Source organism: Vibrio sp. OPT41 (genome assembly GCF_015163595.1).
In the GTDB taxonomy this organism is placed as follows: domain Bacteria; phylum Pseudomonadota; class Gammaproteobacteria; order Enterobacterales; family Vibrionaceae; genus Vibrio; species Vibrio alginolyticus.
In genome coordinates, this window is the sequence record NZ_JADDYH010000015.1 from 64186 (window position 1) to 78670 (window position 14485).

Here is a 14485-nt window from a genome sequence, read left to right on the forward strand (position 1 = left end):
TTCGCCAAAACGTCCAATCCAGTGTCTAACAAATATTGGCATAGTCAGGTCTCAGCAACTAAGAGGAGGCAAAGACATGCAGGATCTGGCACATAAAACCCTGATTAACCGCAAGACACTACTTAAGATGATTCCTTTGTCTGATCGGACTATTTACAACATGGAGCAACGGGGAGAGTTTCCTCGACGAATAGTACTTACTAGCCGCAGTGTAGCGTGGGATCTTGCAGAGGTTGAAAACTGGATAGAAGAAAAACGCAGGTCTGCATTCAAAGCAGCTAGACCGGGCTTTTTTTGGTAGTCAGCAATCAATATGTCGTTTGAAGATTTTATGGATACAGAGTTCCTTGTATCAAACAATAAAAAAAATGTCCCAGTAGTGCGCCGTAAAACAAAAGTTGAGGTGAGATCGAGCTACGTAGACTCCATCATAGAGATTCAAGAATGCAGTGCTCAGGAGGCCAATGAACTCGGATTTATTGCTCGACTTCTGATTCAAGCAACCATGCCGCACAGTAATCCAAAATCGAATGAGTGGAGCCGGAAGAATGGTAATTTCACCATCCACATGATGGCACCATCATCTGTAGGTTTGCCTTTTGGTTGTTATGCACGCTATCTCTTGGTTTGGGTAAGTACACAAGCAGTGAGAAATAAGTCAAAACTGGACAATGGCTTTATCACTGAACAGGAAGCACGCAAGCTTGAACTGGGAGATTCTCAAAGAGGTTTTATGAAAAAACTAGGGGTGCGTTCAAGTGGGGGAGAAAATGGGCCAATAGACTCCTTTAGGGACCAAATGCGGCGGTTGTTCAAAACTACGATCAGTGTCAGTTATACAGAACTAAATGATGATAGTGGATATATTTGTGAAGATGAAACAGGAGCCAGGGTCGCTGATATTTCCCATATTTGGTGGAGTACAAAGCAATCCGATCAAGATTCATTAGGGGAATCTTGGGTGGAACTATCGCCTAAGTTTTTTCAACTTATTACAGATAAACCTGTCCCTTTGGATATGAGAGTTCTGCGGTTAATTAAGCGTTCTCCGATGGCCGTAGATATATATTGCTGGGCGACTTATCGGGTGAGTTATTTAAAGCGAGCCACAATTATCCCTTGGTTAGGTTTGATGGGGCAATTGGGAGCGAATTACGCCAATGTCAAAGACTTTAAACGACGGTTCAATGATGGACTTAAAAAGGTACAACAGGCATGGCCAGAACTAGATGCTACTCCAACCGAAAAAGGATTACTTTTGAAGCCAAGTGCTCCTCAAGTACCTCGACGGACAAAACGACAGATTGAACGGGATATTGAAGCGTAATGGAACTGTATACACCATCGTTTTAGGTATTAGTAAGTCTGGGAAATTAGAAAGTTATCCACGCATGTTTTGTCCCGCTTTAAAGGGGGAGTTTTGCGCATGTTTTGTCCCGGTTTACGCATGTTTTGTCCCGGAGTGCGCATGTTCTGTCCCGAGAAAGGCCAAAAAGTTTTTTAATAACAGATGGTTGTGGAACCTCCTATAGTACTTTCCTGTAGGTTTACCTATATAAAAAATTAACCTGTAGTTAAGAGAAAAATACAGTGGATAATTTGGTAAAGACTGAGCAGTTTGAGTATCGAAATTGGAATAATACAGTCTATAAAATACCGAACTGTTAAGCTGATTTATACATGTCTGAAACTGTCAATAGAATGGATTTGAACGGCATTGGTGGATTTTTAAGTTATTGAAAAATAGCTGTTTTAATGTTTCACCTTCTTGGCGTTTCAACATCTATTGACATTTGAGGGGCGGGGCGAGTGGACTGTAGAACATTTGAGTAACCTTCCAAGACTTTCTGACATATACATATAAATACAGACAAGATTCATCGTCTTTGCAGAAATATGCAGATAGCAAAACATGGATAAACAGTGCTGAGGTGCGGGCAAGATAGGTGAAGTAGGCCCACCAACAAGTTGATGGTTCCTATTTCACTCGTCCTTTATTCGCACCTTCGGGCTCAACGGTATCCTGCTCTACGAGGTCTCTAATTATCGACTTTAACCCTTGGAACTCCTAACCAGCTTTAAGGGGAATGACACCTATGTTTCAAAGATCTGAGGCCGCGCGTTTTTAAGGTGTCGCGCAGGTCGGACGCCAGGATAGAAAGTGACAACCTATCTTTGTAGAGGTCCACATTCACCGCTGATTTTCAGTAGGGGTAAAGGCTCATATCTATAGGTTTTGGGCCGATACAGGTTGGTGGGTGCAACTTAGTCACGACAATACTAAGGGCACTCAATTATGAACAACGTACGTATTTTAGCGGCTAAAATAACTACGGCCGCTATTTCATTAGCATTTATCTCTCCCATACCGGTAGTAGCTGGGATTCCGGTTGTTGATGGAACGAACCTGACACAAAATATTATGTCAGCAATGGAGTCTGTCACTCAAACAGCCAAGCAGATCCAACAGTACCAAACTCAGTTGCAGCAGTATGAAAACCAGCTGCAAAACACTATGGCCCCAGTGGCTTATATTTGGGACCAGGCACAATCGACGATTGATGATTTAACTCATGCCACCAATACGCTTGCTTATTATCAAAACCAGCTTGGTAGCCTTGATGCTTACCTAAGCAAATTCCAGGATGTGGCCTACTACCGCAGTTCACCTTGCTTCAATGGATCTGGAGGTTGTACGCCTGCAGAACAAGCGAAGATGGAAGAAAACCGTCGCTTGGCGTCCGAATCCCAAAAAACAGCCAACGATGCTCTCTTTGAAGGCTTGAAGCTACAGCATAAAAACTTGCAGGCTGACGCTCGTCAGCTGCACCGATTACAGTCAGCAGCTCAGGGAGCAGATGGTCAGTTAGCGGCTATTGGCTATGCCAACCAGCTTGCTAGTAACCAGGTCAACCAACTCCTTCAAATCCGTAGTTTGTTAATTGCTCAGCAGAATGCTGTTGGTTCTCGAATGCAGGCGGAAGCCGACCGCGAAGCTCAATATCAAGCGTCCCGTGAAAGGTTATTTGATATGGGAGAGCCTACCGACCGTTCAAAAAATAGGGGGTTCTAATCATGCAGAATATCATTCGAGTTTTTATCGTCAGCGTGCTGGCATCTTTCGTTCTGGTAGGGTGTGGTGAGGATGGAGGGCCAAAGCCTACAACGATCAACTGTAATAACCCGAACCTGACGAAAGAGCTGAGGGAAGAAGGGAACTGTCTTTGGGATATGGGCGAACGCACGGATCGCTCCAAGAATAAGGGGTTCTAATTATGAGCAAGATATTCATTCGACTTGTGATGCTACTAGCTGTGTTACTGACCTCGCAGACTGCGTCGGCGGCCATTGAGCCTAATGGTGTCTTGGATGAGGTAGCCGTGCGCTTCATGACCGCTAGTGCTACTTGGAGCACGGTAATTACAAACCATGCCGTGTGGCTGTTTTGGACGCTGGGTACTATATCTCTTGTTTGGACTGGCGGTACTTTGATCCTTAAACAAGCGGATATAAGGGAGTTCTTTGCCGAGTTTATGCGCTTTATCCTGACGTTTGGTTTCTTCCTCTGGTTACTCAGAAACGGCCCAGACTTTGCGACGTCAATCATCGACTCGTTGAGAACGATCGGTGCTCAAGCCGGTGGCCTTCCGAGAGACCTAACCCCCTCAGAGCCTATCAGCATTGCTTTCGACATTATTGTTAAAGCAGGTGAGTATTACAGCATCACAAGCCCTATAGATAACTTGTCTCTTTTCTTAATCACGCTAGCAATTTTGGCATGTATGGCGGTTGTGGCGGCTAATGTGTTGTTGGCCTTGGTAACTGCTTGGATATTGATATATGCCGGTGTTTTCGTGCTGGGGTTTGGTGGTTCGCGTTGGACTTCAGATATAGCAATCAACTACTTCAAAAGCGTATTGGGTGTCGCTTTGAAGTTGATGACAATGACTTTGCTCATTGGCATCGCCATGTCGATAATGGACGGTTTTTATGCTGAGCTATCCAATGATGCTCCTATGCGTGAACTGCTGGTGATCTTTGTCGTTTCACTGGTTCTCGTAATGCTTATTCACTCTGTTCCCAATGTGGTTGCTAGCCTAGTTCCCGGAGGTGGCGCGGCGGCGGGTGCTGGCAGCATAAGTGCTGGGGCGGTGGCTGGAGCGGCTGTTGCCACTGGTGGTATGGCTGCTAGTACAGCAATGGCTACCGCCGGCGGTGCGTCTGCTATTCAGGCTGCATTTACAAAAGCAGGTGAGAACGTAGCGAACAATACTGACGTTATGTCGAGCCTTAGCAGTGCATTTAGCGGTAGAGGTGACTCTGACGAGGCTGGCTCCTTCTCCCATGCTTCCGACCAATCTTCTAGTAATGGCGAATCCTCTGGCGGCTTTAAGGATAGTGTTGCAAAAGCGGGCCGCGTTGCAGCGGATACTGGCGCTAATTTGATTAAGGGAGTGGGAGATATGGCCGGGGAGCGTATAAGCCAAACCGCTGGAGGTCGTTTAGCCAGCTCAGTACGAAATAATATGAAAGGGGACGAGGAAGATGATAAGGAGGGTGACTGACGGCGCTTCTCCTGCATTTGACAACGATAAATTAGGCGGTGTAACTGGGTGGATGAATCAAAACGAAGGCTTTGATGGCCTGTCCAGTGAGGACCAGGAAGAAGTACGCCAAGCACATGCTGAGTGGCAAGAGCGCGATCCAGAAAAGCACACCTTCGACGTTGAGGACTACGTTTCGTATTCCCAGGAACAACAGCAGGAACGTAATGAAGAGGTTGCCAACTTTGTTAAAAAGGCCGTATGGCCTAACTAGATAAGGATTACTGATTATGGAGTTTAACTTTCCCCCCCAAAACCTTGCGGAAGTATTTGGCTTCTTTGCAGTGATGTTCATTGTGATGCTGGCCTTCTATTTTTTAGGACAGTGGCTGCACAACACCGGATATGGCACGAAAATGAAAGCCATTACCAACAAAATGGAGGTATTCCAACATAGGTTGGCAGGGCATGTTTACAAGAACATGATAAGGTCGGTCGATCAAATTGACAAAACGAGACGCTGGTCGTTTGGCCGACGCAAGTAATAAGAAAGCACACGGGCCAGTGATGGTGCACCGGCCCGTATTTTTACATACATCAAACCGATTATAGTGAAGCTGTAACTCGTTTTTGGACACAAATGAGTTTCGGAAATTTGAACATTAGTAAAACATGAATAACTTGAGGTATGGGAAAATGAAAAAGCCCACTTCCAGAGGTTGAGAAAGTGGGCGAAAAAACACAACACAATAAAGCAGAGTTTGCAGAGATAATATTGTTAAGCATGTGGGTGCATACTCCAACGAGTTGTTTATGACCAATAACTCATATTTTGACACTTTCTAGCTTGAAAGTACCATGGATAAAAGTTCAATCTGAGAAGCTTTGGAAAATTATCATCACCCCCATGACCGACCTTCACCAGCTAACTAAAAGTTGGATAATGGCTTGCCAGCGATTTTACTAAATTAGTAATTAAATAGTGATACAATAATCTTTTATATGAAGGGGGAGATATAAATGGAACTCATTTTTTTACCATTTTTAATAGTTTTTTTGTTCTGGAAACAAATAGAAATGGAAATAGATAATATATTGATTAGCGTAACATTTTTTTTGTACGCTATAGGCTTATTTCTTTTTGTGGACCTTCCGACAAATGCCAGAATTGGTAGCTTGTTCATAGGGCTACCATCTACCTCTTATCTAGCGTTTATATTTCCTTCTCTAATACCATGCGAAGAAAAGGTGGTTAAAACCACCTCTTGTATTATGCTTCTTGTTACTTCACTTCTTTTGTTCTACTTTCAACTTTTCGTATATGAGCAATAAATCAGTCTCTAGATTGTAGTTTTGAAGGCGTTTATCGAGTTCTTTTATAAAAACCAATTCTTCCTCTGTGAGCTTCGCCGAATCCATTTCGTTATAAACAGAGAGCGTTGTTTTTAAGTCAGATTCATTCATGTTTCCAATGTAGTTCAGCTCTTCTAACTTTGAACAAGATTCTATTCTCAAGCTACCTAACGCCGGCAACACCGGAAAATTAAAGTGGAGGTGAAGCCGGAGCTTTTATTTTTCCGGTGCTTGCCCTTGTTAAGCGCAGTGGCTTTAAGCGGCAATACAAAATTGCGCCTAATGCTCCCAAAAAATGGCCAATGTGATCAATTTTCATATCTAACGCTTTATTAGAACCACCTTTGAACTCTGAATCTAGGGCAAGCACTATTGCCAAAACCAGGAACAGTGAAATCGCTAAAAGCCACTCCTTGGTGGTTAATTCCTCTTCATCTGTAAAATAAGCAGCTGCCAGTCCGAAAACACCACCCGATATCCCGCAGACTAGAATATTTTCCGAATAGAATAGTATAGATGGTATAGATGCCAAGCCGCTCACAAGAAGTACTGCCAAATACCTCTTGGCTCCAACCCTGCGTTCATAAGCAGATGCTAGACCTAAGCCAATAACATTTGCAGTGAGATGAATCAGGTTACCATGGATAAATAAGTGCGATACTGACTGTAACGGCCACTTTAAAAACTGATCAATGTCATTACTCAGTGCGAACGTTCGATACAGGCTCTCATCTACGGAAATGAAACCAAAGTTTGTTGTCAGAAGAAATATAAAAAGAATTACAACCCCTGAACATATAGAAGCCCAAACAAATTTAAAGTTTTCACTATAGGTAATTGGAACAGCCTTCAAACTACTCGGAGCAGGCTTTATGAAAATCAATAAGCCGACATAAGTCACAACTGCGATAAGAAATATAATCATTGGACTAAAGGTATATTGCTCTCAATATGTTCTTGAACTTCCGGCAACAATTTTGCGACCTTTTCTACTCCCTTTAATTGTGCTTTTACTTTAATCTTTCGGTTGTTTTTGAATGTGAATTTCATAGGCCTTTGTAATAGCCCTTTTCCTATTTTTACGCTTTCAATGTCACCAAAGTCAAAAAAATCATGCTCCTTAAATTTACCTAACAAGCTCAATTTGTGGAAAGATACACCTTTCTCAGTAACAGCTAAGAAGTATGTTCTCATGCTTAGAATGAAAAGAGGGCCAATCAGTAAGAATAGCCAAATATTTGGTGGGCTTACAGCCTGAAAAAAACCTATTAGCGAGTCCCCGTCATTCAGATTCTCTTCAATGTGTTTTTTAGCCTGTTCTTTGTTCATCATTACTCCTAGTTATGTTTATGTGATCTCTGGTAAGCGCTTAACGCAGCCTTAAACGGTGAGTAATTGTTGGCTATAATGTGAAGCGAAGCGGAATCGAGCCAACTGTTACGAATCCGACTTTAAGGCCTTGTTATGTGCCGATTAAACCCATAGACATTATTTTCGATAATACTCGTTATATACTGATTGCAGCTAACGCTTTCTATACTGCGATTGTCCGTATTCCATGGCGAAATAATGCCTTCTTTCTTTTTTAATCTTCAACGATAAATCAATAAGATAGCAACCATTAAAAGGGTTGGGTCACACAGCACCGTTTAGTTTTGACAATTGCTAGTTTCAGATAACTTTTAGTAGGGGAAAGGCATATCTCTAGATTCTGTAAAGCACTTGAGATAAGTTGTAAACTGTTAATTTCCATTAATTTTTACACCAATATCAAACGGCGCTGCCCAATGAGAAGACACCGTAGCTGGGAGAGTCACGCTGGTGAGCTGGTTGTTATAAAACGCATCACTTCCAATGGTGGTCACAGAGTCTGGTATAACCACACTGGTGAGCTTGTTGTTCATAAACGCAGAATTGTGAATGGTGGTCACCGAATCTGGTATAACCACGCTGGTGAGCTGGTTGTTAAGAAACGCCCCATATCCAATGATGGTCACAGAGTCTGGTATAACCACACTGGTGAGCTGATTGCCATTAAACGCATCACTTCCAATGGTGGTCACCAAATCTGGTATAACCACATCAGTGAGCTGATTGCCTTTAAACGCCCTAGTTTCAATGGTGGTCACCGAATCTGGTATAACCACATCAGTGAGCCTGTTATTAGCAAACGCCCGCTTCCCTATCGAGGTCAATGTATCAGGGAGAATTACGCTGGTGAGCATATTATCAGCGAACACACTGTTACCAAGGGAGGTCACCGAGTCTGGGATTGTCACTCTGGTGAGCTGATTCACTCCAAACGCATGCTCTCCAATTGTGGTCACCGAATTTGGGATGGTTACGCTGGTAAGGTTGTTTAAAGAAAACGCACTATTTCCAATTGTGGTCACCGAATTTGGGATGGTTACGCTGGTAAGGTTGTTTAAAGAAAACGCACTATTTCCAATTGTGGTCACCGAATTTGGGATGGTTACGCTGGTGAGATTGTTAGAAGAAAACGCATACTTTCCAATTGTGGTCACCGAGTCAGGAATAACAATCTCCTTTCTTACTCCACCATAGGAAATTATTATCTTTTTGTTATCAGTGCCATCATCATTACGAGCAAAAATAAAACCATCTGATGGGACATTGTTAACTATTGATATTGCATTTTTATTAAATGCCCGCTCCCCAATGGAGGTCACTGAATCAGGAATAGTAACGCTGGTGAGCTGGTTGTCAGAAAATGCCCGCTCCCCAATGGAGGTCACTGAATCGGGAATAGTAACGCTGGTGAGCTGGTTGTCATGAAATGCCTCGTACTCAATAGCTGTCACCGAATCTGAGATAGTCACGCTGGTGAGATTATTTTTAGCGAACGCCCGCTCCCCAATGGAGGTCACCGAATCAGGAATAGTAACTCTGGTGAGCTGACTTTCAGCAAACATCCAACTATCAACAGTAATCACCGAATCTGGTATAGCAATCTCTTTTCTTGCTCCACCATAGGAAATTATGATCTTTTTGTTTTCAGTGCCATCATCATTACGAGCAAAAATAATACCATCTGATGGGACATTGTTAACTATTGATATTGCATTTTTATTAAATGCCCGCTCCCCAATGAAGGTCACTGAATCAGGAATAGTAACGCTAGTGAGATTATTTTTAGCGAACGCCCGCTCCCCAATGGAGGTCACCGAATCTGGTATAACCACATTAGTAAGTTTATTTTTTTCAAATGCCTGTCTTCCAATTATAGTAACCGATTTTGGGATGACCACGCTGGTGAGCTGCTTGTCATAAAATGTCCCCCCATTAATAAGTTCGACCGAATCTGGGATGACGACATCTGTGTCGTTACCGTTGTAGCCAATAAGTATTGACTTGTCATCTGAACCATCACGATTTTTGGCATATTGCAACCCTTCCGTTGCTCGTTCACAGCCAGTAAGAAAGGCTAAACAGAGTAAAGTGCCAAGAATTTGAGCTGTTGCTTTCATGAGCCTTGTTCTTGATAATGTCATGGCTGTTCCCGTATTTTATTAAGACCGTCAAATACCCTCTACCAACGCATAAAAGCGTTCACAGGTAGTCAGCTTTATTTTGAGATAAACGTAAGGTAGCAATACTTTCCGCAGTTAGTCCACTTCCAACAAGTTGTTTAGCTAGTTTCGCTACTAAAACGGACGCTTTGACAAGCAAAACATACATATAAAAGGCCCAAATCGTGAAAGTTTCATTCTACTAAATGACTTTTTGTAGGGTAAACGCAGGCTCTTTAACTTTATAGGGTATTTAACCTAACGAATTTTGGGGCAAAACCTTCTTAGAACTATTACATCCACAACGTGCCCACTACGAATGTGTTCACGGGAAAAAACACCATATGTATCGCTTCAACTAAACAGATTCCGTACACAAAGGCCACAGCCAACACCGACCAACTTCTTGGATTTATATCCAATTTATTGGCACCATAACCAAAAAATTGGATAGACGTACATTACTATTATTCCAAACAATTGATTTTATTAAAAAATTAAATGGCACGCTTCTCGCTTTTTGACGTGATATTTGGCTTTTACTTTAGGTATTTGTGTGTCGTATAAAACCCTTCCACTGTCGGAAGTAATGTCCCATGAATTCGGGTTGATAGAGGGCAACTTCCACAACCTCGCGGAAGCAGATATCGCCTCTGCCATTCCTGCTCATCTTACCTTTGATCAGCTAAAACACCACCTCCACGAGGGTAAGCTCGTACTCGTGAGTGATACACCTCAAATTCCCGCACTTCTGAGTTACAACGACCCAATTGGTCCTAAAACATGGCGGCTGAACTCTGAGGTTATCTCTGCATTTTCGGATGATGCGGCTGAGGAGTTGTTAGCAAAGACGAAAATCTCCAGAGCAACGGGAGGATACAGCACACGTATTGGAGAGACCGCGGCACTCGAACGAGCTTATACGCCACAGCCGATCGCAGTCGAAAGTGAAGAGGAAATCACCAAGGAATTTGAGTACAGCTTCGAAGTCGGCTGCTCGGATGCCACCATAAAGAAAATGGTGCACAATGACTTTGCTTTAGCGAAAACTGAAAAAGAGAACGCGGTAACCCGCTGGGAGCAAGCCAATACCGAGCAAGGTACCCGCTACACAGCGTTATGTGTGTTTGATGAGCCAAAGCGTTTAAATATCCACATCGCTGACGACAATCTCGGGCTGACACCATTGGAATCAATCACACTACAAAAAGCCGGCAGCCATAAAACTGAGGAAGGTTTTATACCTGTCGTTCCGGCTGTGCGATTGGGCGAACGCCTAGGCTTGCCGACAGAGGGCTATTACTACCACTTTAATGATGGTGAACTGGTCCAAGAGTACAAAATTCTCGGACAAGAAAAATGGGCATTTTACGCTACGCGATCGACACAAGAGACGCTCAATGACGAGCGCGGTTTTACCAAGGATCAAAGCGCTATTTTGGTGTATTGGAAGTTGGCCAACCAAGTCCTTGAGAACCAATACATCATTTATCTTGAGCGCCAAATCACGCGTGAAGAGCTCGATAATCTTAGTGAAGATTGGCTGAGCGAAAACGGGATAAAGTTGGATATTCCTGCACTGTTTGATGCAGGTAAACAGCCGGAAGAAGCACGCGCAGAAGATTACAACGATGAAGCGGAAGCAGAACAAACCGCAGCAACGCACATCGTAGTTGCGGGGGAAACCTGGCAGAGCATAGCTGAACGGTATGGTATGGGAGCTAAAGCCTTGCTCTCGCTTAACCCAGTGTTTGAGGCCGACCCTCTATCACTCGCAATTGGTGATGAAATTGTTGTTGCTGAAGCACAGCAACAACAAGCACCAGACAAAAAGAACACTTTTCCGCCTCTGCACCCGCAAACCTACAACAACATCCGCAACAGTCATTACCAGCACAGCGATCCTTTACTTGGGTTGACCAAATATCGAGCTATCAACGCTGCCGATTTTGTAGAAGGTGATGTCGCCATCCTTAACTTAAAAGACGCCACAAGCTCGCTCGTGTTCGCTAAATCCTGCATCAGGCCAGAAGGGTGTATTGAAATTGGCGACCAACAAGAGTCAATCAGTAACTTCGGGCCTTGGTCATTCTTCTTTGCGCAAGCGAATGCGACCCCAGCTGCTGTCATACCCGCCATTCAAGCAACACAAGCACAAATGGCCATGGGAAGTTCCGCCGCTGTCGCTGGCTCACCAGAGCAAACGCAACAAACCCAAACTGCGGCGATGCAGTTGGATAAACTGGCCGGCACATTGAAAGATAAGATAGTTGAGGGCTACCGCTGGCAAGTAGAAGGCATTGGCTCTTTGTTTGCCATGCAGCAAAGCTTGTTTGGCGATAACACCCAATATACAGACCAAGATTTACGCCAAGTGACCACGGCGCAAAGCCGTGTTCGTGTCCACATTACCGAGCCCCAAGATGGGGAGTTTTATCCGCACGTGCAGGGCTATCATGTAGACGACACGCGCATCCCCATCAAATACGTGAAACAGGGAAATAATAGCCAGCTGTCCGTTGCGATTGAGGAGAACGGACCAACCATCTATTGGACACCAGAAGAAAACGGTGAAGCAAGTTGGCAAACTACCCCCGATCATAGTGATGGGTTTGAAAAAGACGATATACTGGTCACGCCAATCCACTCGGATAGCGATGCTAACGTCACCGTTACGCCTGCGCCAGAAGAGAAAGACTGGCGCGATGCGATCTTGGTATTCCCTGAAAGCTCAGGTATTGCTCCGCTCTATGTGGTTTACAAAGAAAGCCCGAGAGATAAGCCCGGAGTCGTTACCGGGAAAGGCGAAGATATCTTTGGCATTTGGTTGGCAGGTGCAGGTAAGGACTTAGGAGCCCCAATACCCTCTCAAATAGCTGATAAGCTGAGAGGGAAAGAATTTAGTAATTTTGATGCGTTCCGAAAAGCTTTCTGGATAGAGGTTTCTAAAGATAGTGTGCTTATGGCGCAATTCAACAGAACGAACCAAAAGAAAATTAGTTCCGGTAAATCTCCTATAGCTCCAAAAGGTGAACACTATGGAAAAATGATCAGATATGAGATCCATCACCAACATGAGATATCTAAGGGGGGAGCTGTTTTCCATGTTGATAACCTTGCAGTCGTTACTCCTAAACATCACAAGAGAATCCACTTTGGTAAGAATTAAATGAAGTTAAAAAATAATATTTCCGAGTATACATTTGCTGAATTTAAAGATTTTGTCAGCACAATATGTGATAACGATTTACCTGAAAGTGAGGAGGACAAACTTATCTTACATTTTTCAGAAATTGTTAAACACCCTGATGGGACCGACCTAATATTTTGGCCTAAACCTGATCAAGATGACTCGCCAGAGGGAGTTGTTAATGAAATTAAAAGGTGGTACCAAGAGCAGGGGCTTCCTTGCTTCAAAGAGTAAAAAATAAAAGGCGTCACAATGACGCCTTTTCCCATTCCCATTCCTCAGCCTGCTCTAAAATCCGCTCAAAATCCTCTTGTGTCAGAACCTTATGGTTGCTCTCGGTGAACTCAATATTTTGTCCATTGCGATTGAAGATAACGTACCAACCATCAATTGGACGCCAGAAGAAAACGGTGAAGCAAGTTGGCAAACTCTCGATTCAAGTCAATTTATACCTGCGAACCTTAAACGGATGATGGATGGCAAAGCTCCTCGAGCAAGGTTTAAGGATACCGTTGGGGGAAGACGTTCTTTCTAAATGCACCATGTTGAATAAATACAACATGGTGGTTCTGTGTACGATGTTGATAACTTAAGAGCCCCCGTAATACAACACGAGGATTAACAACAATAGCATTAGAGAATGGATTACTTTTAGTAAGGAAAAAACCAACTAACAGGATATGAATGAGTATTTACTCTGTCTTATAATGGGGCAAAGACTTCTTAGAACTATTACATCCACAACGTGCCCACTACGAATGTGTTCACGGGTAAAAACACCATATGTATCGCTTCAGCTAAACAGCGACCGTACACAAAGACCACAGCCAACACCGACCAACTTCTTGGATTTATACCCAACTTTTTGGCTCGATAAACAAAAAATTGTATCGGCATACACTACTATCATCCTACCTAGCTGATTTTGCAGAAGAAAGTTAATGGCATGCTTACTGCTTATTGCCGTGATAACTAGTATTCACTTTAGGTATTTGTGTGTCCTATAAAGTTCTTCCACTGTCGGAATTAATGTCTCATGAATTTGGATTGATAGAGGGCAACTTCCATAATATTTCGGAAGCGGATATCGCCTCTGCTATTCCTTCACATCTTACTTTTGAACAGCTAAAGCAGCATCTCTACGAAGGTAATCTCGCACTCGTTAGTGATACGCCTCAAACTCCTGCTCTGCTTAGTTACAACGACCCAATAGGTCCTAAAACTTGGCGGCTGAATTCTGAGGTTATCTCTGAACTTTCGGATGATGCGGCTAATAATTTGTTAGCAATAACGAAAACCACCAGAGCAACGGGAGGTTACCGCTCTTGTATCAGGTAAACCTCGACGCCCGAACGAGTTTACACGCCGCCGCCAATCGCAACCGAAAGTGAAGAGGAATTAATCAAGGAGTTTGAGTACAGCTTCGAAGTCGGATGCTCGGATACCACCATAAAGAAAATGGTGCACAGTGACTTTGCTTTATCGAAAACTGAAAAAGAGAGCGCGGTAACCCGTTGGGAGCAAGCCAATACCGAGCAAGGCACCCGCTACACAGCGTTATGTGTGTTTGATGAGCCAAAGCGTTTAAATATCCACATCGCTGATAACAATCTCGGAGTGACACCATTGGAAGCCGTCACACTAAAAAAAGTCGGCAGCCATAAAGCTGAGGAAGGTTTTATACCTGTTGTCCCTGCAGTGCGATTGGGCGAACGTTTAGGTTTGCCTATAGAAGGCTATTACTACCACTTTAATGATGGCGAACTTGTTCAAGAATACAAAATTCTTGGGGAAGAAAAATGGGCGTTTTACGCTACGCAATCGACACAAGACAAGCTCAATGACGAGCGTGGTTTTACTAAAGACCA

General features: G+C 43.5%; 14 protein-coding genes and 1 pseudogene. 12 read left to right on the forward strand and 3 right to left on the reverse strand.

Translation table 11 applies throughout. The features are described 5' to 3' along the window. The first annotated feature begins 76 nt into the window (after positions 1–76). The 7 genes from IQP38_RS08020 (at position 77) to IQP38_RS08050 (ending at position 5089) form a co-directional block, all read left to right on the forward strand. Entirely contained in the window at positions 77–301 is a 225-nt protein-coding gene (locus IQP38_RS08020) for a helix-turn-helix transcriptional regulator (RefSeq protein ID WP_017633904.1), read from the forward strand. A gap of 12 nt (positions 302–313) precedes the next feature. Next, entirely contained in the window at positions 314–1327 is a 1014-nt protein-coding gene (locus IQP38_RS08025; RefSeq protein ID WP_193837476.1) for a replication protein RepA, read from the forward strand. A 969-nt stretch (positions 1328–2296) separates the two neighbouring features. Beyond that, positions 2297–3073: a P-type conjugative transfer protein TrbJ gene (trbJ, locus tag IQP38_RS08030; protein ID WP_104974445.1), complete on the forward strand. Its 777-nt coding sequence runs from the start codon at positions 2297–2299 to the stop codon at positions 3071–3073. A gap of 2 nt (positions 3074–3075) precedes the next feature. Continuing rightward, entirely contained in the window at positions 3076–3273 is a 198-nt protein-coding gene (locus IQP38_RS08035; RefSeq protein WP_193837477.1) for a hypothetical protein, read from the forward strand. A 2-nt stretch (positions 3274–3275) separates the two neighbouring features. Beyond that, positions 3276–4565, forward strand: a complete 1290-nt coding sequence (gene trbL, locus IQP38_RS08040) for a P-type conjugative transfer protein TrbL (protein ID WP_193837478.1) — start codon at positions 3276–3278, stop codon at positions 4563–4565. A 52-nt stretch (positions 4566–4617) separates the two neighbouring features. Further along, positions 4618–4818 (forward strand): conjugal transfer protein TrbL, encoded by a 201-nt coding sequence (locus IQP38_RS08045; RefSeq protein ID WP_140114816.1) that lies wholly within the window; start codon positions 4618–4620, stop codon positions 4816–4818. 16 nt (positions 4819–4834) lie between these two features. Next, positions 4835–5089: a hypothetical protein gene (locus IQP38_RS08050; RefSeq protein ID WP_017056224.1), complete on the forward strand. Its 255-nt coding sequence runs from the start codon at positions 4835–4837 to the stop codon at positions 5087–5089. Positions 5090–6087: 998 nt separating this feature from the next. Here the strand turns inward: IQP38_RS08050 and IQP38_RS08055 are convergent. The 3 genes from IQP38_RS08055 to IQP38_RS08065 all read right to left on the reverse strand — a co-directional run bounded on the left by IQP38_RS08055 (position 6088) and on the right by IQP38_RS08065 (position 9385). Continuing rightward, a complete protein-coding gene (locus tag IQP38_RS08055) occupies positions 6088–6822 on the reverse strand; it encodes a rhomboid family intramembrane serine protease (RefSeq protein ID WP_054576351.1) in 735 nt (244 codons plus the stop codon). Beyond that, positions 6819–7226 (reverse strand): hypothetical protein, encoded by a 408-nt coding sequence (locus IQP38_RS08060; RefSeq protein ID WP_017633897.1) that lies wholly within the window; start codon positions 7224–7226, stop codon positions 6819–6821. The genes IQP38_RS08055 and IQP38_RS08060 overlap by 4 nt, the downstream gene beginning before the upstream one ends. A gap of 413 nt (positions 7227–7639) precedes the next feature. Further along, entirely contained in the window at positions 7640–9385 is a 1746-nt protein-coding gene (locus IQP38_RS08065) for a leucine-rich repeat domain-containing protein (RefSeq protein WP_054576352.1), read from the reverse strand. A 598-nt stretch (positions 9386–9983) separates the two neighbouring features. Between IQP38_RS08065 and IQP38_RS08070 the strand changes: the two genes are divergently transcribed. The 5 genes and pseudogenes from IQP38_RS08070 to IQP38_RS26325 all read left to right on the forward strand — a co-directional run. Continuing rightward, positions 9984–12596, forward strand: a complete 2613-nt coding sequence (locus IQP38_RS08070; RefSeq protein WP_322621757.1) for an S-type pyocin domain-containing protein — start codon at positions 9984–9986, stop codon at positions 12594–12596. After that, positions 12597–12851 (forward strand): bacteriocin immunity protein, encoded by a 255-nt coding sequence (locus tag IQP38_RS08075; protein WP_054576354.1) that lies wholly within the window; start codon positions 12597–12599, stop codon positions 12849–12851. 91 nt (positions 12852–12942) lie between these two features. Then, positions 12943–13152, forward strand: coding sequence for a hypothetical protein (locus IQP38_RS08080; protein WP_228010021.1), 210 nt, complete (start codon positions 12943–12945; stop codon positions 13150–13152). Positions 13153–13613: 461 nt separating this feature from the next. Next, the gene (locus tag IQP38_RS26320; protein WP_228010022.1) at positions 13614–13955 is read left to right on the forward strand and encodes a hypothetical protein; all 342 of its coding nucleotides are present in this window, start codon (positions 13614–13616) and stop codon (positions 13953–13955) included. Positions 13956–14075: 120 nt separating this feature from the next. Further along, positions 14076–14485: pseudogene (locus IQP38_RS26325) on the forward strand (S-type Pyocin family protein); the annotation flags it as partial.